The 26,350-nt window shown below is 53.8% G+C and carries 15 protein-coding genes; 10 read left to right on the top strand and 5 right to left on the bottom strand.

All coding sequences use genetic code 11. The annotated features are described in order from the left end of the window. The first annotated feature begins 406 nt into the window (after positions 1-406). Positions 407-1,210, top strand: a complete 804-nt coding sequence (locus tag AC54AG_RS08905; RefSeq protein WP_496630081.1) for an HNH endonuclease — start codon at positions 407-409, stop codon at positions 1,208-1,210. Positions 1,211-1,514: 304 nt separating this feature from the next. Then, positions 1,515-2,399, top strand: a complete 885-nt coding sequence (locus AC54AG_RS08900) for a PIN domain-containing protein (protein ID WP_496630080.1) — start codon at positions 1,515-1,517, stop codon at positions 2,397-2,399. A gap of 878 nt (positions 2,400-3,277) precedes the next feature. Here AC54AG_RS08900 and AC54AG_RS08895 read toward each other — a convergent pair. The 5 genes from AC54AG_RS08895 to AC54AG_RS08875 are packed head-to-tail and all read right to left on the bottom strand — an operon-like array spanning position 3,278 to position 9,961. Next, entirely contained in the window at positions 3,278-4,366 is a 1,089-nt protein-coding gene (locus AC54AG_RS08895) for a caspase family protein (protein ID WP_230505675.1), read from the bottom strand. A gap of 4 nt (positions 4,367-4,370) precedes the next feature. Continuing rightward, entirely contained in the window at positions 4,371-6,842 is a 2,472-nt protein-coding gene (locus AC54AG_RS08890) for a GAP1-N1 domain-containing protein (protein WP_496630079.1), read from the bottom strand. Continuing rightward, entirely contained in the window at positions 6,842-7,684 is an 843-nt protein-coding gene (locus AC54AG_RS08885; RefSeq protein WP_496630078.1) for a TRAFAC clade GTPase domain-containing protein, read from the bottom strand. The genes AC54AG_RS08890 and AC54AG_RS08885 overlap by 1 nt, the downstream gene beginning before the upstream one ends. Continuing rightward, positions 7,677-8,645, bottom strand: coding sequence for a TRAFAC clade GTPase domain-containing protein (locus tag AC54AG_RS08880; RefSeq protein ID WP_496630077.1), 969 nt, complete (start codon positions 8,643-8,645; stop codon positions 7,677-7,679). Before AC54AG_RS08880 ends, AC54AG_RS08885 begins: the two co-directional genes overlap by 8 nt. Next, entirely contained in the window at positions 8,642-9,961 is a 1,320-nt protein-coding gene (locus AC54AG_RS08875; protein WP_496630076.1) for a GTPase-associated system all-helical protein GASH, read from the bottom strand. Before AC54AG_RS08875 ends, AC54AG_RS08880 begins: the two co-directional genes overlap by 4 nt. A 390-nt stretch (positions 9,962-10,351) precedes the next feature. On the opposite strand from AC54AG_RS08875, the gene AC54AG_RS08870 reads away from it, so the two are divergent. The 8 genes from AC54AG_RS08870 to pglZ all read left to right on the top strand — a co-directional run bounded on the left by AC54AG_RS08870 (position 10,352) and on the right by pglZ (position 26,346). Next, on the top strand, positions 10,352-11,350 hold the full coding sequence (locus AC54AG_RS08870) for a toll/interleukin-1 receptor domain-containing protein (RefSeq protein ID WP_496630074.1): 999 nt from the start codon (positions 10,352-10,354) through the stop codon (positions 11,348-11,350). A gap of 142 nt (positions 11,351-11,492) precedes the next feature. Next, positions 11,493-12,770, top strand: coding sequence for a competence protein CoiA family protein (locus AC54AG_RS08865; RefSeq protein ID WP_496630073.1), 1,278 nt, complete (start codon positions 11,493-11,495; stop codon positions 12,768-12,770). A gap of 1,242 nt (positions 12,771-14,012) precedes the next feature. Continuing rightward, entirely contained in the window at positions 14,013-14,606 is a 594-nt protein-coding gene (locus tag AC54AG_RS08860; RefSeq protein ID WP_402720617.1) for a DUF1819 family protein, read from the top strand. After that, complete coding sequence (locus AC54AG_RS08855) at positions 14,603-15,190, top strand: DUF1788 domain-containing protein (RefSeq protein WP_496630072.1); 588 nt, start codon at positions 14,603-14,605, stop codon at positions 15,188-15,190. Before AC54AG_RS08860 ends, AC54AG_RS08855 begins: the two co-directional genes overlap by 4 nt. 46 nt (positions 15,191-15,236) lie before the next feature. After that, positions 15,237-18,857 carry a BREX system P-loop protein BrxC gene (gene brxC / locus AC54AG_RS08850; RefSeq protein ID WP_496630071.1) on the top strand — a complete coding sequence of 1,207 codons (3,621 nt, stop codon included), beginning with the start codon at positions 15,237-15,239 and terminating at the stop codon, positions 18,855-18,857. Between the two features lie 92 nt (positions 18,858-18,949). Next, positions 18,950-22,681, top strand: coding sequence for a BREX-1 system adenine-specific DNA-methyltransferase PglX (gene pglX / locus AC54AG_RS08845; protein WP_496630070.1), 3,732 nt, complete (start codon positions 18,950-18,952; stop codon positions 22,679-22,681). Beyond that, positions 22,674-23,693, top strand: a complete 1,020-nt coding sequence (locus tag AC54AG_RS08840; RefSeq protein ID WP_496630069.1) for a PDDEXK nuclease domain-containing protein — start codon at positions 22,674-22,676, stop codon at positions 23,691-23,693. Before pglX ends, AC54AG_RS08840 begins: the two co-directional genes overlap by 8 nt. A gap of 37 nt (positions 23,694-23,730) precedes the next feature. Continuing rightward, a complete protein-coding gene (gene pglZ / locus AC54AG_RS08835; RefSeq protein WP_496630068.1) occupies positions 23,731-26,346 on the top strand; it encodes a BREX-1 system phosphatase PglZ type A in 2,616 nt (871 codons plus the stop codon). Positions 26,347-26,350: the final 4 nt, after the last annotated feature.

Below are 26,350 nucleotides of genomic sequence, written 5' to 3'. Positions count from 1 at the left end.
CCAAGCGGTAAACCAAACCGCTGACGCAGCATATGAACTTGCCCACCAGACTGCACGGAAGAGTTTCTACGCGCTCCAAGATGCAAGAAAATCCGCTACGCGGCGTGCGCCGGAAGATGGGCCGAGGAGGCAAGGAACTGAGATTGAATGATATTTAAGCAATTAATTCGATGAGGGATATACAGGTAGTATGCCCCTCATGTTTTGACACCGATTGCTATTCCCTCCAGTCGCACGCGGTTGACGCATCCAGCATCCGCCCCATCTAGGCGCCGCGCTCATCATTGTGGGCGGTGATTTCAACTTCACCTCGGGCCGGATATTCCCGTGGCCATTCGCGTCTCCTTGTAATCTATTGATTCCTCCACTGCATAGCAGATTTCCTCACGAAAGGCGATTTCCAAACATGCCACAATCCCGCTCACTACATCAATCAGCTACTCAAACTAACCCTTTGGCTCTAATTGTGACCTGGGGGTCAGGTGAAGAGACGCTCGACATTCAGACTATCGAAGCTGCACTAGCTGTCCTCAAACCAGGTACCGACGTGACAATAGAGACTACAGAGTTCCGCACCGAAGAGGCGCGTGATGTTGTCTACGAGCCCAAACTGGCTCGGATGCCGGATGGATTTACCCTGACTTACACGGATGGGGGCCACTGGGTCGATGACATCGGTGAACTTCGGTCAGCTGATGGAGACTTGGGTACGGCCCACTACCGAAAATTCAATGTGGCCGGCAAATCTAAATGGGTTTGTCAGTGGGTCGGAGATAACAATCCACAGATGCAAATTGAAATAGTATGCAAACTTTCGGATGAGGTTCGAGACCGAAAAGAGGTCAAGGCACTCGTACGGGACGCACGGTTCAGAAATCTAATTCTTGGAGATAATCCGCACTGCCTCGTGACTGGTGAAACCGATAGACGAGTACTCGAAGCTGCACATATTTGTGACGTAAAAAATGAAGGCAGTGATAGTTTTGAGAACGGCATCGTTCTCCGGGCCGACCTGCACAGGCTCTTTGACAGGGATATTTTGACCATCAGCAATGATGGTAGATTTTCAATGAGTCCGGTCTTGGAATCGTACAATTACCTTTTTGACGAAGCCGGAAAATCTTGGAGGCGTGAAACGCTAATAATGCATGAAGACTTGAATCGATATGTCCAAAACATCGATAGGCGCAATGCTAAGCGCGTGAAGTGAGCTGCTACGCAGGCGTATAGTATTGGCCCCGTCGACAGCTTGGCCACGCGGCGAACCAACCACCGGATATGCTTGCACGACCCGTGGAAATCAACCTAAACTAGACCGGTTGTCAATTTAAGCGAATATGCACGCTGTGACAGAGTGTGAACATTTCACCGTGGCAAGATGATATCTTCGGCAGGAGCCTACCTAGTGGAAGCGAAAATTTCGGCCTAGGCTAAAAGATTAGTAATAATGATTTAGGTACCGGGAGTATGTGGCGCTTCACCGGTGCCTATAAAGTAAAAATTCAGGGAATGAAATGGCTAACGGCACGAAATTACAATATCTGCTTGACACAAATGTTCTCCTTAGAAAGCCGATGCTACTCGCGCGCAGTGACGCTGCTGAGCTATTTTTAATTCCAACCGTCGCTATTAACCAACTCTCGAATCGCGACCACGGAATGAGTGCCGGACCACTGCATCGTGTCCTTTTTGCAGCCGCTAACTCTGGCGTGGAAGTAATTGAGTCATCTCACACGTCGCCGCTGTACTTACCTACATCAGATAACTTTCGCCTTGACGAGTGCGACGTAGCAATTCTAGAGGTACTTCTAGAGTTGCAATCTGACACATCGCGTACAGTATGTCTCGTCACAGAAGATAGACTTCTGCGCAAGGCTGCGATTCAGCTTGGACTAAAGGCAATTTCGCTGGGTGAGTTACAGGAAGCTCTTGATAAGCCGACAATGAAAGGCGCCCAGGCCCCGGATACCGCCACTAATTTCGAGGTCGAAGAGCAGGTTAAGAAGTATGAAAAGTTTGAACTCTCCAATATTAAACGAGTGATTGCGATTGGCGGTTTAGCTATAGGAATCGCGGTTGTTGTTTGGTACAAGTATCAGCAAATCTTTTCCCTATTTGCGGCGATACCGCATGTCTTTCTTGCTTTGGCAGCTCTGGCAAGCGGTACGCTGTTGTACTGGTTTCGTCAAAAATATCGGCCATCGTACGGGATGGTCGAGACCGTGATTGGAGTTTGGATTTCGGTCAACGCGTTTCCTTTGCAGCTTGGAATTGACGTGGTTGCCTCTGGTCTTCAGGTTCTAGGTGGGCTCTATGTCGTAGTCCGCGGACTGGACAACGTCGGCAATGGTCTAAAGGGAACTCGCTACGCACCAATATGGCAGAAATTCTTTGGGTAGTCCTCGATTTGCAAACACGCGGGCTTCTCGAAAGGTAAATTCTATAAACCTCACTTTTCATGCGCGCGAGAGTCATTGATTCGTATCTTGCCAGTTTAAGAAAAGAGAGCTCACCAGGAGCGCCCTAAATAGCTTACCTGCAGCCAATAGTGACTCGGGTTTGCCGTTATAAGGTGGCGACTGGCTTGGGTTTAAGGTGCGTCGCCGACGGACTATGATGGGGTGGCGGAGATGATAGCATTGTTAAATAATTATTCAGGGCCGGTGGGTGGTGTGGCCCAAAAAGCGACTGTGTACCGGTCGCATTCTTTGCCACGTTGGCTGAGACTATCCTTGACCGTCTGGTTCACGCCACCCACCAAATCAATTTCAAAGCGGATTTGCTGCGGAAAAGGCGGGTCAATTTGACAAGCTTGTCCCGTCTGGAGTAAAACCAAATCCCATGCCGTTGCGCCCAGAGTGTCCCATTTGGTCTGGAACGATTTTCCAGTTTGCGGTGGAACAGGTTTCTAGATTATCTGGAATACGCATCGTCGTCACAGTTGGCACCAAGTAGTCGGCCCAATTCGAGGCGACTCCTGGTATCGTACGCAACTCGCCCTAGGATTAGCCCAAGTATTCCAGATAAAACATTGAGTCTTTCTGGAATACTTTCCACAGCCGGTCCAGCCGTTTCTACCATGCCGTACGCGCGATTTCCAACCTGGCGATGATTGGTGCGAGGGTTTCGATGGCGCGGTTAGCCTTAGCTGGCAAGGTCGACTAATACGCAAATTGACGATGAATTTAAGTATTAAGAGATTTCGTGCACCCGCATTCAGCATAGTTGCTGGTTTGCAGATGCTTTAGCCAGCAAGCCATGGCTGACCGGGCTGCAACTAAAGATTATTGAGGAGGCGTCTAAGGTCTTGGTTAGAGCCGAACTCAGATAATGCTTCGGTGACGAGACTCCGAATGGTAATGGCGGGCCCACCACCACCTTGGTTTAATAGGCGCAGAGCAGAATGCCAAGCCGCGCGGCCATTACTGCCAAGTTTTAAGGTAGCAACGTTACCACCTGCCCGAGACCAGATTTCCTGGTCCAAAGGTCCCTGAGGATATAGCGAAGCTAACAGCTCTTCTAGTTCACGAGGATTTGTCGAGATGGTTGGCGGTGGTTCTGCCACTTGGTTTTCCGCAGACTTGAGAAAACCTCCTTTGCGCAATGACACAGGAAAATTATCCTGCGTGCGCGTGGTCAGTATGGGGTTCTGCTTAGAGTAGGCAGCAGGAACAGTCTCTGACAAATAATGGAATAGGTCCAAGACTCGAATTAGCCCATCAGAACGGTCGTCCACGGCTCCTTGAAGACCTTTAAGAAGAACTTCCGTAAAAAGGCTGTTGCGATGATTTGGAAGGATAACGGAGCTTTCCTCAGATGCGCTTGCTGAAATGATGACTCTACCTTTACCTTGCGCCAGCGCTTCAAGCTTCGGGCCACCGAACGCCCATTTGGTGAGGTTTTCGGTGTTTCCCTTGAGCGAGGCGGCGGCCCCCGAGTGGCAGGCATCAACGAGAACCAGTAGCCGTCCTGCGGGAATTTGGTTAAGCTGCTCGGAAAGCTCCTCAGCTTCTATGCCGGTCTCGCGTGGTAGAGAAGTGTCGAACTCAGGAGGACACAGATACGTTCCAGGGTCTCCCCCAGTGGTCCATTGCGCGCCGTGACCGGAGAAGTAGACAACTACCGTATCACCAACCTGCGAATTCGCCGCCAGTTGTTTGAGGCCATCCAAGATGGCCGTGCGAGATACTTCGGCGTTGCGAAGAACTTGTACGTTATCGACCGGATAGCCGCAATGGGCAGGACTGGTGAGAAGTTTCGCGACATCGTCCGCGTCTGATATTGGGGCGGAACCGAGCGAAGAAAGTAAGTCATATTTGCCGACTCCAATAACGAGGGCTCTACCATTTTGAAATGTTTTGTTCATGATTTTATTCTAGCACGTGACTATCTCGCAGCATCTTCAGAACAAGGTTTCCGCTGAAGTCCCGCAGGGCGATGCGCAGGAGGTCAGATGCTGACGGACCGAGACCTGCACGCACTTGCTTAATGCAGCGATGCCACTGTGCGAGTCCATTACCTTCTGCGATTAGCTGATTATCTTTGCCTCCGCTGCGACTCCAAAATTCTTGGTCGGTGGGGCCATGTGGGTAAAGCTCTGACAAAGACTCTTCAAACATTTTCCAGGCATCGTCTGTGGAAATTTGACCCGGCCTGCCGGTTCGAAAACTCACCGCCCAACTATCCCAGACACCCATGACACCCACGCACTCTTTAGCGATTACTAAGAAGTCGTCGCGGAAGGAGCTATGGCTAGCCGCCCGCGATGCCGCCGACGTCCACCCACGGGATTGAATCAGCTTTCCTATGGCTGCAGCAGGAGCTTGTGGAAATCGATAGGCGGGCGTATGCGCTAGTGAGTCTAGGAGACTGACGCATTCGTGGTCATTTGCAGGGTAAATCGTATCGATGATTTTAATGAAATTTAAATGCGCATTTTTCGCAAGAGACGCCATTGAAGGCCCGGCTTTAAGAGTGGTCCTGATTTCGCTCCGTAACGGCTCCTCGATAGCCGCTGCGATGACTTGGCCATCTAATACGACCGCAAGCCAAGCCTTGGCTGTTTGCCCTACGACTTTTGCAAACAGCGAGTCGGGTATGTGCGCCCAAGCATGCTCTCTGTTTGGAACAAGCAACAGGTCCGCGAGTTCTGCTCTAACTAATGGCCCCCAGATTCGTGCTGAACGCTCGCCGCGCTGGATGATGGTTTGAAGGCCTTGTGCTCTGTTTTCTATCTCGTTACCTGCACTCAGGTTACTTGCAACTACTTTGTCCAAGATGTCAAACCATACTGGAGAATTCCAATTAAAATTACGCAGAAGTCTCGGTTCGTTTTTTACGACATCCGCTGCGAGACTCGTAACTTCTTCAATATCTTCACGGATTGCAATTTCTATGAGCTCATTCGGCGCAGCCCTTGAAAGAGCGGACTCTACAGCGGTATGCCGAGCTGTCTTGGGTGGGCAATATTTTAATACATCGAGCAGAGCCCGAGAGGCATCGTAGCGGGTGGCTAACGCAATTCCGCATAGCTGCCACGCTCCGCGCTTCGCGCTCTCTTCAGCGACCGCGTCGATTGTGACGGTGGATAGGCCTAAGAAAATAGTATTCGTCAATCCATCGAGATGCCCTTTGGCATCAAAGAGATTTAGTACTGGCAAAAGGCTCGCTGAATGCTTGTCGATAGTCTCCCATGCCAGACAACCGATGCCTAAGCTATCGGGTTTAATCGTGTCGATATAGCCGGCAAGTACGTCGGTATTCCACCAAACTTGTTGCGCTGCTCCACGGGCTGCTTGGTCAAAAAGCTGGCAATCAGCCTCAGTCAGGCTCACTTCGTCAACGCGGTTACGAATCCAGTCTTTCACGGTATTGCTCAGTCTATTTGCGTCAAAGCGCTCTAACTGTAAGTTACGCATTGAGAGGATGTCGGTCGGCTGCCATTCGAGAGACGTCTTAATGAGCCTGTCTAAAGCAGACTGGCGCATTTCGCTCGCTTGTTGGGAGTCGCCTGACTTGGCTGCTAATAAGCGGACCAAGCCTATCGCATCACTGACTCCGTCCGGATTTTTCCAGAGACGGAAGGCTTGCTCCAACAAAATAAGGGAGGCTACAGACTGTAAATCGAAGGCAGCCGCTTCACCGAAGTCCAGCAGGGGACGACCTTCAGGCATGTTAAGAAGCGCAGCAACACCAATGCTTGGCGGGTTGTCTAATGCTGAAAGCAGCTGCTTTTGGGGATAGCGCGAGGCCAGTTCTGTCGGAATTGCGACTGCAGCACATGCCATCGAGTCTTCCACAGTAAAACTCAAACTGAAAAGGACTTCGCGTCGCAGCGTACGAGGAACAACTTGTAGCAAGTTGAACATGATGTCGTCGAACCCCGACTGCCCTACATGAATGGCTGGCCGTTGTTTGCCAGAGATGAGCGCACCAGCCAATTCTAGCAGCAGTGGTTGCTGCATGTTCACTTGCGGTGCAGAGGCTTGGGCATTTGCAACAAAGGGGGTACGTTCTACGGAATCGTGGGACTCCCTCAGATTGTTGGCCAACGCGATAAAGTCCGGCACAAGTGGGAGTTCGCTTAAGGGAATAAATGCGGCGACCGAATCGACCATCCCGGCTCGCGTTGTGTCGCGGCTGCTCTTGGTATGAATAAGGACGAAGTAGTCCTCATGAATGGCTGTACGAAAGTAAGGCTGCCATTGCAGACCTGTCGGAGCAGTGACAGGGAGGTCTGTGAGCCAAGCTGCTTGTCGAAACACGGCTTGCAAACCAGGGTCCGTTGAGGACAGGAGTGAGTGTCCTCCCTTGGGGCCATACCACGCTTTATGGATACGCATTAGTCGTGCACAGCTTTTGCAAGTTCCGCGATAGGCAGAGTGAGGTCTGTCGTTTGTGTTCCATCATTACAAATCGCCCACCCCATATGTTCCGCGCCTTTGAAGATGAAGTCCGTATTTGGTGATTCTTTCGTAAGGGAGACTCCCGTTGCGGAGAGACCGAAGATTAGAATGTCGCTTTCATCCCAATTGTTTTCTAAAAAATTTGCTAAGAGCGGTAGTTTTTCGCGTAGCACTTGTGCAGGCTTCGTACCTTCTGGGAGTCTAAGCTCGTCCCAGCACGTCAGAAGCACCGCAAGTGCTGGTTTCTCTTTGCCTGTACGTGAACGGCGTGTGTAAAGCAGGATTTGCAGCAGTTCGACAAGACGTGCCTGCGACGAGGGTTCAATCGAGAATCCCTCTGGACGAGATGATTTCAGGTCTCCGAGCGGTCTCGAGAATATGTCATCTGCCAACGGCGCACTCTTGGGTCGAACCAGCAATATCCATCCATCTGCAGCCTCAACGCGCTGATGCCATGAGGCTGGAACAAGACGTTCTTCCAGCAGTGAGCTGACCTGCTCGCCTGCATAGTCTGGCCAACTCAAATCAATCGCCACATGACCTTCGGTTACTACAGGCAAAATGGTTTCAATGTAGCTTCCTGCCGCTGTATGCGCTCCCGGAACTCCTCCGCTAAGTGACTGAACAACATCATCAAACGCTGCCAAATCAGGCGCTGCTCCTCGCATCCGTAACATCCCTGTTTCGGCGTTCAAACGACCTATAAGTTGCGCACCATAGTGGCTCTTGCCAACATTGGATTCGCCAAAAACAGCTATTTTAAGAGGGTTGTCAGGCATAGACTCCTCGCAGTTGACGTAGCATGTCCCGTTCGGGCTGTGCGTCAGACGCCCCTCGGAACGGCGCCTCCGGCACTGTCAGCACCCATTCGAAAAGTTCAATTAGTCCCTGCCCTTTGTTGTAGGGGTCCTGACCAGGGGCAGAATGCATGCTTACGCTAAATGTCTGATAGCTACCGAGAACCAAGTCTGCCGCTTGAGTCACTGCCTGCCGCATTTGTGGTTCAACGTCGATATCTGCCTTTGTCCACACTAAAGCGACAGGCCGGCCGCGCCGCTCAGCAGCTACACGCCGAAGTAGCGAAAAGAGGTTAGACCTTGCCACACCTAATTTGGGCCCGCCAAGCGCTTGGGAATCCGCCACAACAATAAGGACATCTGACGCGTCAGAAAGCCAAAGTGCGCCAGTAGCATCATCTGCATCGCGGCGCACTGCCCAACGGCTGAACCATTCGCCAGGCGTGTCAGCGAAAAGGATATCGCGTCGGGCGCGATGAATGTTCAAGTCTAGGTGGAGGAGACCTGGATGTCGGCCCGCTCCACTCGATGTATGCGATGGAAACGCAGGGCCACGCACTGAGCTCCAACGAAGGCTCCCTGCAATATTCTCCCAACCCTCCAGGGTTAGTGAGCCGGCGAACGAGATGCCATCAGGGCAAATGCCGCGCCCGACCAGTAGATACCAAGCTCCTAGTAAGGAAGTTTTACCGCTATCAGAGGCACCAAATATACCTACAAGCCGCGTTCTGGCTCTACCCGCCAAGAACCCGATGTCCAAAGAGCCTAAAGCGTTGCCAGTCCAAGGCAACCTTGCTCCGTCCTCCAACGCATTGGATGCTTCGCGGACCTCTGCTTCACCCTTCTTCTGCCAGTGCTTGCAAAGGTGAGGCGCGGATTCGCCTTCAAGGCATCCAACCTCGTCTGGAGCGATACAGGCTAATTGAGCACAGAGTCCGTTCACGCTTCCTCCGTAGTTTCCGGAATCTCGTCTGGTCTAGCCAAAGCGTCCAATACTTTAACCTCCCGCAAGAGCCAGATTGACCACTCAGCGAGTGTCATGCTAATTTCCGGCGCGATGCTCATCTGGGACAGCTCTGCTTTCCCAGACAGAGATGAGTTCGCTAGTGCTTGAATGAACAGAATTCTAATGCCCGAAGCCATGCGCTGTTCTTGGAGCCACTTATCGCCAGAAACCTCTGTAGACTTCATCAGAGCTTCCAGCAAGTCCTTGGTATTGATATGCTCTTCGTTTTTGCTACCAGCGACTGCGAGCACTGCTTCGCTTACTAGCGATTCGACTGCCGGCGGGTAAACCTCCGGCAGCAGTTCCGCCACATCAAATGCTGTATGAAGTGCGACAAGTGGTAATTCCAATTGGCGATACGGGATAGCTGCGGTCTCAGAGTACAGGGCTTGCCGCCACCATAGCAGCTTGTTTGAAATGTTCAGTTGATTGCTGCGCGTCTGTTCGGAGTGGACGAACTCGTTTAGTTTCGCTAAGACTGATTCACCGAGTGCCTTAAATGCTTGAGCACTTGCCTTCAGCGCAGCGTTAGCGGCCTTGTCGTGGACGTCCGCAAGAATTGGGGCCATACGGTCCGCGAAGTCATACGACCAATTCTGCTGCTGGCTAGACCAGTGGGGATTAGAATTTGGAAGAGGCGCGCCGTCTCGCTGGTTTGGCCCCGCTGAAGCGGCCACTTCTTTGTACCAGGCGGTCGGTTCCGTAGCTTTTAGAACAGGTATTGCGGGTGCCTTCAGGGCAGCGCTGGATGCAGAGGGCAACTTGGTTGGCCAAAGGCGCGCTACGCGTTCCGATTTGATTTTACGAGCGCGGTCCAAAATCCTCGACAAAATCTTCTCTTCCAGACCCACGTTCAAGTGCGGTAACACGTTGGCGCCAATTAAGTCCACAGCAACCGCCAATGTACCTTGCTGCTCCATGGCCCCCATAACCGCTTCGAGAATGATGGCGCGGTACAGAGTCAGCGGTTCGTCTTGGAACGCCGCTCGAAAAGTAGGCCAGTGTTTTTGCAGTAGCTCACCGATATCAAGAAGGGATTGATGTGGGGCTGCGACGGGGTCCCACGCGGCGAGGAGTGATGCAACGGCGGCCTTAGGGTTGCGCGCATACTGTTGAGCCAGTTCATGGGCTGCGCCAACCAATTTTTCAAGGCGAGAGTCCTCTGCTCCGATATTCAACAATCGCAGGGTCAGAAAGTCCTGCAGTACGCTTGTTTGCATTTTTTGCTCCGGGCTAATAGCTGGCAATGTCATTGCTTAGTATCATACAGGCAACTTCCATTTCTGTACGAGTTTTCATAGCTACTAGACCGTCGTTAGCGCGCTGTACCAACATGTACGGCGAGAGCATCCATAATGGCTATCCCATTCTTGCAACACGCAATTGCTTTATTATCAAATTATTTGAAACATGGTGTGAAGAGGATGACTTGCGCGATTTTGGAGACCTGGTAAGCCCAATATAGGCAACTCTCCGAGTCAACCCTTAGTTGAAGGCCCCTCGACCTAACGGCCGCCTGCGGAGGGTGCGAACGGGACCAGATATTTTCGGGGTAGCGCCGCGAATCCGGCCTCGCACTGCTGTACCCTGAATGAATTGCGGTTTTAATACAGTATCTTGTCGATAAAAATAGGAATTCCCCCATGGCGATAGTTTTTTTCTCCTACAGTCACGCCGACGAGGCACTTCGAGACCAACTCGAGATGCATCTTTCATTGTTAAGGCGGCAAGGGCATGTAGATGCGTGGCATGACAGGCGTATCCTCGCCGGCGACGAGCTCGACCCCGCTATCAAAGATAGTCTTGAAAGCGCTGACGTTATTCTTTTGCTCATAAGCGCAAATTTCATCGGTTCTGATTATTGCTACTCCAAAGAGATGCACCGGGCTATTGAGCGCCATAACGCTGGCGAAGCACATGTTATCCCTGTAATTCTACGGTCTTGCGACTGGCACTCTGCTCCATTTGGCATGTTGATGGCAACGCCACGAGATGGGAAGGCCATCACAACATGGCCTAACATTGACGAAGCCTTCACCGATGTCGTTCGTCAGGTCAGAATTGCCGTCGAAGCGATGAATGCACGTGTCTTTAAAGCAGTTAGCAGTTTGGGCCCTAGTTCTGCTCCAGCCGCACTCAAGCCAAAGCACGGCACCACATTGCTGGCCGCAGTGGAATCTGCCGTAGAGTTACAGCGCTCAAGCAATTTACGGCTCAGCAAGGAGTTCAGCGACCTGGACAAAGACGAGTTTATCCATACATCATTCGATTTCATGGGGCGATTTTTTGAATCATCTCTAGCGGAACTCGCGTCGCGTAATTCCGGCATCGATTGTCGATACAGGAAAATTGATACAAGACGGTTTACTGCAATCATCTACCGCGATGGGAAAACAGCTGCGCAATGCATCGTTCGTATCGACAGCATGGGCAGTCGAAGCCAGTGCATCTCATTTTCATACGACGCCAGCGCTCAGGACGGCAGCTCAAACGAGATGCTGAATGTCGAGTGCGACAGCCAGGCCATGTACCTTAGGTCGCAGGGCATGCAGTCATTCGGCGGGCGTCAAGACCAGCGGCTGTCCGAGCAAGGTGCAGCCGAGTTGCTTTGGGGCTTGCTCATTGCACCCTTGCAGCGCTAGAAAATTGTGGTGGTGTCTTTAGCTCGTGACGAGCAGCGGGGCTTTAAAAAAATGATGAGGGCGTACTGATGACTGGTAAGCATTCTTTGAAAGCCCACCGCCGCGCTAGCGTCGGGCGCTGTGGACGTCGATGGTAGTGGCAATGGTAGACATTGCGGAGTCCACTCAAACCGCTTTCGGACTTAAGGACGGGCGGATGTGCGCACCTGCGGACGTCCAATGTGGGCTAGCTTGCGGATGTACCTGTATTGGGTGTGGCGCCACACTCGTTGCTAAGAAGGGTGCGAAAAAGCGCTGGCATTTTGCCCACCACAACGTTGAAATCGGCGAGTCCTGCGCAGAGTCAGCTATTCACGCAGCCGCGAAACAAGTTCTGCTTGAACACAACTGGCTCCGCCTGCCAGGCATGCGCGTTGTCGTTTACGGCCAAGCGACGTCCGGTCAAGCGTTGGAAGAATCGAGCGTGCTGTCGGAGGAGCGTGTTGTACGCTTCGAACGCACCTGCGCGGAAGTCTGGGAAGACGGTATTCGTCCTGACGTTGTGGGCTATCGAGGGGAGCGCAGGCTTCTCGTCGAAATGTACTTTCGTCACCGTGTCGACGAGAACAAGCGCCGGAAAATTGGCAAGCTCAAGTTGCCGACAATAGAGGTGGACCTCTCTGACCTAGACGTCTCGACGGGCTTTGACGCAATAGCGCAGCGAGTAATTCACGAGACAGCATATAAGACTTGGCTGTTCTTCCCAAATGAAGAGCAGGAGCGGCAGAGACTGTTGGCGGGCCTGGCTGTCCGAATTGAGCGAGCAAATAGAGAGCACCAAGTCGAGCAGGCAGCCGACCAGAGGAGACAAGCAACTCGACATCGAAAACTCGAGAACGACCGTAAGCGTCGCGAGGCGGCTAACCAACGCTACCGCCAAATGTCGCACGAAGACAAAGAACGGGACCTGCGCGAGCGTCTGGGAATCGCCGGGCGATGGCCCTACTACCTTTGCAAAAAAGGCGATGGCGCTAGTGCAATCGCAGAGCAAGCAATGATTTGGCAGGCGGCACTGTTCAGCCGTTTTATATTCCAGAGAGCGAACAGCAGCTTCGAACTCAAGCAGACTTCGGTCATTCAGTGGATTTTGGAAAGGTTCGAAACTGGACGCAGCTCGCCCGAGTCTGTGCGCGCTGAGGTCCGCCTTTATCTCGGCTACCTCGCTGCATGCGGCTTTCTGAAAAAGCTCTCGTGCAACCCTTATGAGAGTCAGGGCTACAGCGTCGTCCACGGAGCACTCGACCCGCCTGCACGCCTTGAGCGGACGCGAACTCCGCCCGGCAATCCGCTTGCTGTTCCTGCAGAGGTGGCACCGGCGCAATTGCCTGCCCTGAAGGAGCGCTGGATATGGCGGGCGGGCAGGCTGACCGCAGTAGTGTGATATTGCTGATGAGGTAGTGGCTCTTCTGGCCGCTTCCTCGCACGGGCACTATCCTGACGCGCTACTTCACGAAATTACTCCGTTTAGTCGACCGAACGACCCGCTTGAGTGCGCCGAAATTCTGGAGGAATGGAGAGTTCCGAAAGAAGATGTGATGTCCTTACTTGAGAGGCTCGGGCTCGTTTTGAAGATTCGGACCCCTCCGCGCCCCGGCTAGTCGATGCACAGCGATGCTTTGATGTCCGCCAAAGAAATTCCCGCGTGTAGGCGGCTAATCGCTCTGAAAGCAGACCCAGGGAGTACTGCGCGAATAGCGCGGATAACCGTGCTGGGCGAGGGGCGTCTTCAAAATTGGCCGAAGGCAAGGGCGATGTTCCCTGCGGTCAGCCAACACCTCGACCGTCAAGAGCCGTTGACCGGGTGCCTGACGGAAATTTGAGCAGGCATAGGAAACCCACACCTGCACTCGGTTTGCGGTGCGTACGATGGAGTTGTCCACAGTGCTGTCCACGCCATCTGTGGACAAATTCATTTGCCATTTTCTGCGCAATTGCTGGGCCGACATTCGAAATGCTACCTGTCCCCCCGAAGGACCCAAACACGTCCATGCCAGTCGAGAGCGTCATTACCACCCGTGATACATCTCATTACAAATGATGATTGGCGAAATATGGCGCAGTGCAGCATAATTGACCTGTCTCCTCCAAATCCTCCAAGAATTGGATTCAACCCGCCCTCAGTTGGCGGGTTTTTTTTAGCTAAAATTTTAGTTTCAGGGCCGTTGCCAAGGCACAGTAGGGCGGTTTCTCTTTGCCTACCGTCGTGCACGGAGCGAGGCTCCGTTGTCGCTGGCCGCACCCAACCACGTACAGTGCTTGACCTTTGGCGGTATCACCGCCGCGATGTCACCCGGCTTTAGAATCATCATGGCGACTACTCCGCAGTATAAAGCTTTTTCCTGGTCATCTTCTCGGTGTTTCGATGCCTCGGGAGTGCGCCGGGAACTCCGCGCTTCCTGCGATTTTAGGCGGTGATTATTGGATAGAATTGCTCGTAATCTCCGTGGCGCGTGGATTCCATCGGGAATTAATCGAATTTCATCGTTTTCTTGCCGGAAACGTCTATGGAATAGCGCCGATGACATTGCACTAGCGGAATGCCTTCAGTTAGACTGGTCAGCTCAAAGAACAATTCGTTTGAAGGCTATGAAGCAGGTCACCACCACCCAACTACAGCATTTGTATGACGCGGTATAACGCAGAAATCTATGTAGGCGCTTTGCTGCCGCTGGAGAGCCGACGCATTGCGCAATTGCTGCTGACCGAACCGGACCAGCGAGCGTGGACGCATGCCATCGAGATAGAAAATATCCTGCAGAAAAGGACCGCAGCCACAGCGGCTCGACAGGCCAGACTGCTACGTCGTCGGTTGACGACGTTGGATGCAGAGGGCTGGAAGATGATTGCCGAACGCGAGAGCGAAGTAGTCATCCAGATGCTCATGGCTGCAGCTGTCAAACATAGCCTTCTTTTGGGCGACTTTTTGCTTCGCGTCTATGCGAACCGCCAGCGACGACTTGAGCCAGCTCTGGCCCGGTCCGACTGGCAGGATTTCTTGGCCGAATGTGAACATCATGACTCGTCGCTAGCGGGATGGCCTCAATCCACGAAGGACAAGATGCTTCAGGTCATCCTGCGAATTTTGGTCGAGGCGAAGTACATTGATAGTTCCAAGTCAATGAAGTTGACACCCCAATCCTTGCATCCCGATGTGTGGCGTTATCTGAGCGCACATAATGAAACCTATGTCCTTGATTGTCTGGAACGTGTGAGATGAATCTGAGCTTTGACGAACGCCTCAACCAAATCCTGCCTCGTGTAACCTCGCGTGATTTCCTGGACAGCAAGGGCCTGGGCAATGAAATTGGCTTCTGGATTTTTGACTACCCGCCCGCCCGCGAGCTGGATATGCGCAGCTTTCTCCATGGGACAGTGCTGCCCGCGTTGACAAAACATGTGCCGGCTCTGCGCGCGGCGAGTATCGATTTGCTGCAACTGGTGAAAGGGTTGCTGGAAGAGCGCAACCTGCTCGACAAAGCCATGGATATGCAGCTCAGCAAAGGTGACGACAGCGCGCTGGCTGCGCTGCGTTCGGTTCTCAAAGAGGACAAGATTGCCCAGAAAATCGCATCTCAACATGATATCGCCAACCTTGACCTGTTAATTTTGACTGGCGTTGGCGCCGTTTATCCGATGCTACGCACGCATACCTTGTTGTCTGCGCTGCATCCCATCATGGGCAACACGCCCTTGCTGATGTTCTTTCCCGGCCGCTACGACGGCCATTCATTACGACTGTTCAACACATTGGCCGAAGACCACTATTACCGCGCCTTCCGTCTAGTGCCAGAGAACACGTAGAGTAGCCCCGCCAGCACATTCCAGTCAATCACGGAACCATCACAATATGAAAATCAGCGAACTTTTCCTCAAGCCCATTGACCGCCCAATTAATGGCGTCATCAAAGCCGACCAAATGGACGCCGCCAGCGTCTGGCAAGAACTGGAAGAGTATGTCGTTACCAAACAGATAAGTGAATACTTGCGCAAGTTCTTTGACGCCTACTTGGCGGCCATCGACCGTCCGCATGATGCGGCCATCACCGACCGCATGGGTGTCTGGGTGTCCGGCTTCTTCGGCTCGGGTAAGTCGCACTTCATCAAGATACTTTCCTATCTGCTGGAAAACATCGCGGCTCAAAATCCTGAGACCGGGGAAAAGCGTAACGCCGCCCAGTTCTTTGACCACCAAAAAATCAAAGACGCGATGCTGCACGCCGACATTCAGCGCGCGGTGCAAGGCACCGCCGACGTCATCCTGTTTAATATCGACGCCAAGGCCAACAAGTCTGACCCTGACGCCATCTTGCAAGTCTTCTTGCGCGTGTTCAATGAGAAGGTGGGCTTGTCGGGCGATACGCCGTACATCGCGGACATGGAACGTCACCTGATAGCCAAGGGGGCTTTCGATACCTTCAAGGCCGCCTTTGCCGCCTCCAACGGTGGCGCCTGGGAGCAAGAGAGTGATGCGGTCGCATTTTATCGCGACGACATTGTGACGGCACTTGCGCAAGCCTTGAAAATGACGCCTGAATCCGCTGGCAAGTGGTTCGACAATGCAAGAGATGACTATCGCATTACCCTTGAAGGGTTCGCCAAGGTCGTCAACGATTACCTAACTACTCGACCACCCAGCCACAAGGTTATCTTTTTGGTCGATGAAGTAGGCCAATTCATCGGGGCCAGCTCCCCGCTCATGCTCAACCTGCAGACAATCACCGAGCAGCTCGGTGCCCAGTGCAAGGGCCGCGCGTGGGTCATCGTCACGAGTCAGGAAGACATCGACGCGGCAATTGGTGAAGACAACAAGTCCAAGGGCCAGGACTTCTCCAAGATTCAAGCCCGTTTTCACACCCGTTTGTCGCTGGCCAGCAGCAACACCGACGAAGTCATCGGCGAGCGCCTGCTGTCCAAGACGGAGGCTGCCCACGTTGCTCTGCGCGATGCCTTCGCCAGCAAGAGCGACGTCATCAACAATCAGCTCGGCTTCTCGGGCAATTCGGTGACCTTGCGTGGTTACAAGGACGCCGCTGAATTCGTCACCTGCTATCCGTTCGCGCCATACCAGTTCACGCTGCTGCAGAAGATTTTCGAATCCATCCGCAAGGTGGGCGCTACCGGCAAGCACTTGTCACGGGGCGAACGTTCGCTGCTCGACGCCTTCCAGTCTGCGGCCGTGCGCAATGCGCCCCACGGCATCGATATCCTGGTTCCGCTGTACGATTTCTATCCCGCTATCGAGAGCTTCATCGACGGTGTCGCCAAGCGCTCGATAGACCAGGCGCCGGACAATCCCGGCTTGCAGAACTACGACAGTCTGCTGCTGAAGGCGATGTTCCTCATTCGCTACATCCCCGACATCGTCAAGCCGTCCATCGATAATCTTGCCACGCTGTGCATAGACCAGATTGACGCGGACAAGCTCGCACTGAAGCGCAAGATTCAGGAAAGTCTGGCGCGCCTGGAACGAGAGCGCCTGGTCAGTCGCAACGGTGACCTGTGGTTCTTCCTGACCAATGAGGAACGTGATGTTGCGCGCGAAATCGGCCATGTAGAGGTCTCCGCTGCTGAAAAGTCTCGCGAATTGGCCAAACTAATTTTTGAGGATATTTTCAAGGACCAAACCAAGGTGCGCCACCGCGACACCAAGGCTGACTATGAATTTAATCGTTTGCTTGACGGCGCTCCGTGGCGGTCGGCCAGCCACGCCCTGAGCCTTGAAGTGCTGACCCCGCTAGGTGACGAATATGAGCGCCTCCAGCCGGCCCGTTGCATTTTGCGTAGTAGTGAGGGCAATGGCCGGGCCCTGGTGCGCTTGGGCGAGGGCGAGCGCCTGGACATTGAGTTGGCGCTCTATCTGCAAATCGAAAAATACATCATCAGCCCCAAGGCGGACCAGGCTTCGCCGTCTCTGAAGCGCATCCTGGCCGACCGCAAGGACGAGAACCGCGAGCGCCGGCTGCGCCTGGTGCATCAGTTGTCGGAACTCATCACCACGGGTGACTTCTATGCCCTGGGCCAGCCTGTGCAAATCAAGTCCACCAGCACCGACAAGGTGCTCGATGATTTGCTCAATTACCTCATCACTAATACCTACAGCAAGCTGCCGTATCTCAAAGTGCGCCAAGTTGACCCGATAGGCGAAATCAAGGCCGTGCTCAACGCAGACGACTTGGGCCAGCATTCGTTAGGCCTGGACGGCGAGGCCGGCAACGCACTCGCCATCAAAGAAATGCGTGAATATTTGCAACTGGCTGCCAGCCAGAACCGGGTCTTGCTGTCAGACGTAGTGGACCGCTTTGCTGGCATCCCCTGGGGGTGGAAACCCGATTGGGAAACCGTGTTGCTTATCGCCCGCCTGTTCATGTCTGGCGAAATCAAGCTCATGCTCGAAGGCTCTGACCTCGACCCCGCATCCGCAGTCGACCCGCTCACCAAATCCGTCCGTTTCAAGCAGGTGTCTATCCTCAAGCGCAAGACTGCCGATGCCACCGCAATCAAACGCGCCCGCGAGTTGTACAAAGACTTGTTCCAAAAAATGGGTCGTGAGGAAGAGGACAGCCTGGTCGCCGATTTCCGCACCCGTTTAACGGACTGGCAGGCCGAACTCAAAAGCTATGGCCACACTGCCGCCGCGCCGCACCACCCCGGCAAGTCAGACATCGACGTCGCGCTCACCCGCATTGCCCAGCAACTCAGCATACGTGACAGCTTTGCCTTCATCGGCGCCCTGCTGGTCGCCAAGAACGAGTGGCTCGATGCCGCGGACGATATCCATGACCTGGTCAATTTCTACAAGACCCAGATTGCCGCCTGGCGCAAGCTGCTCGATGGCCTGAGCACATTCGAAAGCAATCGTGAAGCATTGAGCAAAGTGCCGCTAGCCTTTGCTGCCCTGATTGACCTGGCCAATATTCGTGACAACCCCAAGCCTTACAGCCAAGTCAAGCACATCGAGCCGCTGCTGGCCTCGGTCACCGTCATCAACGAGCAGCTGGCGCAAGAAAAACGTGAAAGAGCCTTGCAGTCGCTAGATGCCAAGTTGGCTGAAGTTCAAGCCAAACTTGAAACAGCCGCTGCCACGCCTGACCTCAGCAATAAAGCTCTGCGTCCGCTGCAAGACTTGAAAGCGCGCATCGCCAGCCAGACCAGCATTGCGCAGATTATGCTGCTGCAAGGGGCGGGCGGCGATGCCATGGACGATGCCATGAATATTATTCAAGCCGCTGTGAGCAAAGTCGCCGACCATGTTGCGATGCCCGGCAATACTGCCAAGCCACTGCAGACTGGCCAGTCCAATGTGCCCGCGCCCGCGCCCGTCGCCAAGACCACGCGTGTCATCCGTGCCGCCGAACTTTCCAGCAAGTCCTACCTGGAAACCGAAGCCGACGTGGACGCCTACGTAAGCAAACTGAAAGACGCGCTGCTGACCACCGTGCGCGCCGGTCAAATAGCGCGGATTCAATAAGGCAGTCGCTAAAGCGCTATCGCCTTCATTTACCTTACTCAACAGCTGCCCGCGTGCCATGCACGGGGCAGCTGAGAAATCTTATCTGACCCATGAACAAAGCCAAACTCAAGTCCTACGCCCCGCAAGCCCGAAAAGACTTCATCGCCGCCGTCACCGCTCGCGCCAACTTGCTCGGCATCTCAAGCAAGGCGGGCAAGCTGGAAGTAGCTATCAGCCAGCCGCAGGGCGACGCGACCGTGATTGCAGGCCAAGCTTGGCCCGTCAAAGTCCACGGCCAGCGTCAGCAACTCATTACCCGCATCCAAAAAGATGGCTTTAGCCAGACCATGGAAGCGGTGGCCTACACTTGGTTCAACCGCTTTGCGGCACTGCGCTACATGGAGTTGCACGATTACCTGGGCCACGGCCACCGCGCGCTTTCCAGCCTGGAAGGAACGCTGCCAGACATACTGACCCACGCCGCCGACTTGGCGCAGAATGGCGCCGGTGACGGCGGATTACCGGGGCTGAAGCCCGCGCTGGTTGTCGAGATGAAGTTGGCCGGCAACCGCGACGGTGAGCTGTACAGCATGCTGTTGGTTGCCCAGTGCAATGCGCTCAGCAACGTCATGCCATTTTTGTTCGAGCGCATCGATGACGAAACCGAGTTGCTGTTGCCCGACAACCTGCTGCGCACCGATTCCGTCATTGCCAAGCTCGTTGCCAGCATTGAAGAAGACGACTGGAAAGAGGTCGAAATCATCGGTTGGCTATACCAGTTCTACATCAGCGAGAAAAAAGACGAAGTCATTGGCAAGGTCGTCAAAAGCGAAGACATCCCTGCCGCCACCCAGCTATTCACGCCCAACTGGATAGTGCAATACCTGGTGCAAAACAGCGTCGGGCGATTGTGGTTGATGGCCAACCCGGCCAGCACTTTGCAAGCGCAGTGGCCGTATTACATCGCTCCCGCCGACCAAACCCCTGAAGTGCAAGCCCAGCTCGACGCCCTGATTCAGACCCGCGTGGATGAGGATTTCCCTCTCCCTCGGGGAGAGGGGGCAGGGGTGAGGGCAAGTGGCAGCCTGAATCCCGAGTCCATCACCCTGCTGGACCCGGCCTGCGGCTCCGGCCACATTCTGGTGGAAGCTTACGAAGTGTTCAAAGCCATCTACCTGGAGCGCGGCTATCAGCCACGCTCCATACCGCGTCTGATTCTGGAAAGGAACCTGTACGGTCTGGACATTGACGACCGGGCGGCGCAAATGGCAGGATTTGCTTTGCTGATGAAGGCCCGTGCCGATGACCGGCGTCTCTTTGATTCTCCTATCAAATTAAACGTTCTCTCTTTGCAGGAGAGTAGAGGTTTGGATGTTGATGAACTGGTCCAGGGGCTATATTCGGTCGTGGAACCCACCGCTGCACAGCCCGTAGGCACCGCTGTTATAGGGGGATTTGGTGCCGATGACCTCTTTTCTGGCTCCCTGCCGCAGGGAAGTTTGGAAGAGTCCCTTGCAGTCAACAGCAAGGGCGACTCGGCGCGTGCAACAATCGCTTCACTCATCGCCACATTTGCACAGGCCAAGACTTTTGGCTCATTGATTCAAATTCCGCAGACGCTGAATTCACAATTGGCGAAACTGTTTGAGCATTTGCACCAAGCACTCCTGAGCGGCGACCTTTACGCTAAAGTGGCTGCGCAGGATTTGATGCCGTTAGTGTTGCAAGCGAGAATATTAGGTAATCGGTTTGACGCAGTCGTTGAGAATCCACCTTACATGGGTGCGCAATTCTTTAACCCCGACGTAAAAAAATACTTGAATAAATATCACTCAACCTGCGATAAAGACCTTTTTTCTGCATTCATATCAAGGAGCGCGTTATTTTGCAAGAGTAGCGGGGTGGTTGGAATTGTGACCTCTTTTACTTGGATGTTTATTTCTTCTTTTGAGGAGCTACGGAAGGAAATTCTTCGAGAAAGAACTCTGGTGTCGCTTATCCAGCTTGAATATGATGCCTTCGAGGATGCCAAAGCCCATTTGTGTACTTTTATCTTCAACGCGCATCACATTGCAAATTATGAGGCGTCGTTTGTGAGATTGTCGGATTTTCGCGGCGCTGAAAATCAGGGTCCCAAAACTCTGGAGGCAATTTCAAATCGTGCGTGCGGCTGGTTTTACAATACAAGAAGCGATGATTTTTGGAAAATTCCAGGCAATCCAATTTCATACTGGCTCGATGCTGCCGCTTTCACTTCTTTTGAGAATTTAGCGAATATTTCTAATTTTGGGCGTGCCAGAATTGGAATGGCTACAGGAAAAAACGACTTATACGTAAGATATTGGCATGAAGTTGCTTTGAATAAGATTGGTTTTGGATTAAGCCGCGAAAATGCAATGGCAAGTGGTAATAGGTGGTTTCCTTACGCAAAAGGCGGTGGGTTTCGTCGATGGTACGGTAATGTCGATATAGTTGTAAATTGGCAAAACGATGGAGAGCTTTTGAGAAATACACTGCATCCTTCCGGGAAGCGTCTATGGGCCCATAACTTCAACTTAAACGAAATATTTAAGCCGGCAGTTTGTTGGAACGTAATTGCTTCCACCGTAAATTCATTTCGATATCACGACAATGGGTTTCTATTCGATTCCGCAGCAGGGCTTCTACAAGCCAATTTCTCGGAAAATAACTACGCACTATTGGGGCTGTTAAATAGTAAGATTTCTTCATATTTGTTGCCAGCTTTGAACCCTACAATTAACCTCCCACCAGGTTACTTAGAGCAAATGCCAGTTATTTTGAATGGCAATCTTGAATCAGTGGCTGAGTTGATAGAAATCTCCAGAAAAGATTGGAATTATCAAGAAACCAGTTGGGGTTTCGAGAATCCACCAATTATTGACGGTGCGAAGGCACTCACAATTAGAAGCGATTGGAATCGTTGGCAGGAGAAATCTGAAATTGCTCGCTCTACCGTAACTCGCTTGGAGACTGAGAATAATCGCTACTTCATACAGGCATATGGTTTGGAGGGCGTTTTGTCGGCAGATGTGTCACCAAACGAAGTTACCCTGGCCAAAGCGGACCGCGCAAAAGACTGCCAACGCCTGATTTCCTACGCCATCGGCTGCATGATGGGCCGCTACAGCCTCGACGCGCCCGGCCTGATTTATGCCAACGCTGGCAACGTCGGCTTCGATGACAGCCGCTATGCCAGCTTCCCCGCCGACGCCGACGGCATCGTGCCGCTGACCGATGAACTCTGGTTCGACGACGAAGCCGCCAGCCGCATCCGCGAATTCCTGCTCGCCGTCTGGGGTGCCGACACATTGGCTGAAAACATGGCATGGCTGGCGGAAAGCCTAGGTACCAAAGCCGGTGAAACCCCGGATGAGACCATCCGCCGTTACCTTGCTGACAAGTTCTATAGAGACCATCTGCAAACCTACAAAAAGCGCCCTATCTACTGGCTCTTTTCCAGCGGAAAACAGGGGGCCTTTCAGGCGTTAGTATATTTACACCGCTACCAAGAGGGGACGCTGGCCCGTATGCGCGCGGAATACGTCGTGCCGTTGACCGGTAAGATTCAGTCGCGCATCGACATGTTGGAGAAAGATGCGGCTGCCGCCGCCAGCACCGCCGCCCGCAATAAATTGGCCAAGGAAGTCGAAAAGCTCAAGAAGAAACACGTCGAGTTGCTGGCCTACGATGAACAACTGCGTCACCACGCCGACATGCGCATCACACTCGACTTGGACGACGGTGTTAAAGTCAACTATGGCAAGTTCGGGAATTTGCTGGCAGAGGTGAAGGCCGTGACGGGAGGGGCAAGCGATGACTGACCTGGTAGTGCTTCCTGCTGACTACCCCAATTGGCTTACCAGCCTGAAGCAGCGTATTCTCGTCACCCAGCAGCGCGCAGTGTTGGCGGTCAACCGCGAACTGGTGTTGCTGTACTGGCAAATTGGACGCGATATTCTGGAGCGTCAACAAGCTCAGGGCTGGGGGGCCAAGGTAATCGACCGGCTAGCGGTCGATTTAACGGCCGCCTTCCCGGATATGAAGGGTTTTTCTCGCCGAAACCTGCTCTACATGCGCAGTTTTGCCGAAGAGTGGCCTGATGTCGAATTTGTGCAACAGGCTGTTGCACTTTTGCCGTGGGGGCAGAACCTGCTGCTCCTGACCAAGCTCAAGACCCGTGAAGAGCGGGTTTGGTACGCGGCAAAAGCAATCGAGCATGGTTGGTCGCGCAATGTGATGTGGCACCACATTTCGACGCAATTGCAGCAACGCTCCGGTAACGCGGTCACCAATTTTAAAGAACGATTGCCTGCTGCAGAGTCCGAGTTGGCGCAGCAGACGCTGAAAGACCCTTACCTGTTTGACTTTCTCGGCGTTTCAAACGACGCACACGAGCGGGACATTGAAACCGCAATGACCCGCCATGTGACCAAATTGCTGATGGAATTGGGTGAAGGATTCGCCTTTGTGGGGCGCCAGGTGAATGTGACGGTGGATGAGCAAGATTTCTTCATTGACCTGCTGTTTTACAACTACCGACTACATCGGTTCTTGGTCGTGGAACTTAAAGCGGGAGATTTCAAACCGGAGCATGTCGGCCAGCTTAATTTTTACGTCACGCTGGTGGATGAGAAAATCAAGAGCGAGGAAGACAAGCCTACTTTGGGGTTATTGCTCTGCAAGCAGCAACATCGGGTAGTAGCGGAATACGCCTTGCGCGGCATGACCCAGCCCATTGGTATTGCCGAATACCGGCTGCAACTACCCGAAGACCTTGCGAAATACCTGCCTAGCATTGAACAGATTGAGGCAGAGTTGCAAGGTGATGATTGAACGCGTTGCCGAATGAACATAAATAGAAGAATTGCCGATGAGCCAACAACGCCTGTTTGATAGTTTGACCACTTTATTCTCTACCCATCCGGTGGTTTTTTGGCATGACATGGAGGCCGAATTTGCTTCCGTAGTGGATAGTCTGCGGCTCGACGGCGTGCAATTGGTGCGCTTGGACGACATGCCAGCGCTACGGGTGAAGCTCGACATTGAGGGGGCCCCGGACCAGCGCTGGCTGATTTACAGCGCCAAGCCCGAGCCGGAGCCGACCAAAGACTGGCTGCTCGATGTGCGCATGCGCAGTAAGTCGTTCCGGGCGGATACCACCTCCATTTTGCTGGAAGACTTGGGCTTGACCACGCAAGGGCTGCGTCAGCACCTGAAAGAGCGCGCCAAATTCCTGCGTGCCAAAGACAGGGTGGACCGCCTCAAGCGGATGGTGCTACCGGGCGATGGTGCACAGGACCTCGACCGCAAGATGTTAGCGGTACTGACCCGTGCCGACCAAGCCGAGTTGTTTGCCATGTTGCAGCGCCTGTACGGCGCCGTGGTGGTGGATGGCGTGGCGGACTTGTCGGCTGAGCCGAAAGTCTGGCAAGATATCGCTGCCAACGATTTGACGCCTGCGTTCTGGGAATTGGTGCAACTGCAACTGGGCTATCTTGAGGCCAATCCTAGCTTGCGCGACCTGTTGTTCCGTATTCTGGTGACGGATTTCTGCCGTGGCCTGCAGGGTGATGCGCCCCCTCAATTGGCGCACTTTGTGCTGCCTGACCGCACCCTGGCTGCGAATGCGTCGGTGTTTGTCGGGCGTTGGCGCTCGGATATTGCGCAGTTTGGCAATTACAACGCGCTGGCGCAGGCTGTGGCCAATGAACTTGAGCTGGTAAGTTTGTTGTCGAGCCAGTCTGCCGAGCAACTGGTGGAATGCATGACGTTTGAAGATGTCGAATTGCGGATGGTGCAAGAGCTTAAGAAACGCATCGTTGCCGGTGCCGGCGCCAACATGGATGTGGTGCGCGCGCTAATGGCGCGCCGCCGCGATGGGCATTGGGCGAATCCCTTGCTGGCCAGCGCTAACGAACGCACCCGCGCGCTGGCTGCTTGTTACGATGCCTTGACCGCTGCTGCCGATTTCTTCAGTCTGAAATCGACCCATGCCGCAGGCTTCAGTTTTGCTGACGCAGGCACCGCATTTGCACATTATCGCGATGAGCTGTTCCGCTTTGACCAGTTGTACCGGCACTTTCACACGGCGGCTGACGCGGTCGAACCCACCGGGTGGGCCGTGCTGCACGAGTTGCGCGAGACGATTGAGGGCGTGTATTCCGGTTGGTTCATTCCGCACTTGAGCACTGCCTGGTCTAAAGTGGTAGAGGGGCCGCAGGGCTTGCTCCAGCACTGGACGCTACCTGAGGTGACGCCACAACAGGCATTCTATGAGCGCAAGGTGCTGCCGCTGTTTGACGGCGGGGTGAAGCGAGTCTTCGTTCTGATATCCGACGCATTTAGGTACGAGGTGGCTCAGGAGCTGGTGCAGCACACAAACAGCAAGAGTCGCTTCAAGGCGTCGCTGGACGGCATGTTGGGTGTGTTGCCGAGCTACACGGCGCTGGGCATGGCCGCGCTGCTGCCGCACAAGACGCTGGCCTACAAAGAGAGCGCCAACCTGGATGTGCTTGCCGATGGGCATGCCGTGGCGACGCTGGAACAACGTAGCGAACACCTTCAACGATTTGGCGGCTTGGCCATCAAGGCCGAAGACCTGATGGGACTGGGCAAAGAGAAGGGCCGGGAACTGGTGCGCGACCAGCGGCTGATTTACGTCTATCACGACCGCATCGACATGACTGGCGACAAGCAGTCGTCAGAGACCAAGACTTTTGAGGCGGCTGCACAAACCGTGCAGGAGCTCTCCAACGTGCTGGGCTTCATCATCCATAGCCTCAATGGCTCTGCGGTACTGGTCACGGCTGACCATGGGTTCATGTACCAGGAATCGGCGCTGGATGAATCGGACAAGTCCACGCTGGACGACAAACCCGCTGGAACATTGAAAGCCAAGAAGCGCTACCTGATTGGCCGTGATTTGGGAACTACCCCCAAAGCCTGGTCTGGCAATACGGCGGTGACGGCGGGCACCACACTGGAAGGCAGTCTGGATTTCTGGGTACCCAAGGGAGCCAGTCGGTTCCACTTTGCCGGAGGGGCACGCTTCGTCCATGGCAGCGCCATGCCGCAAGAGGTTGTTGTGCCGGTCATCACCGTGCGGGTCAGCGAAGCGGAAAATGCAAAGACAAAATACGTGAGCGTCAGCCTGTTGGGTGCCGTGAACAAGGTGGTGACCAACACCCAGCGCTTCGAATTCATTCAGACCGATGCGGTGTCGGAGCGGGTGCTGGCGCGTTCCGTGGTGGTCTCGCTGCGCGATGGCTCGGATAATGACAAACCCATCAGCAACGTGCAATCCATCACTTTTGACAGCACATCACAGTTGCTCGATGAACGTAAACGTTCGATTCTGTTGACCGTCCTGGCCGGCGCGCATGACCCGCACAAGCACTATGACCTGGTGATGCGCGATGCCGTGAGCAACGTGGAAGTGCTGCGCCTGCCCGTCAAGGTAGACTTAGCCTTTGGTAATGACTTTTGAAGAT

It is taken from the genome of Janthinobacterium sp. BCJ23 (assembly GCF_059617945.1).
The sequence above is the reverse complement of the archived record's forward strand: the minus strand, read 5'-3'. Positions and strand labels throughout refer to the sequence as shown.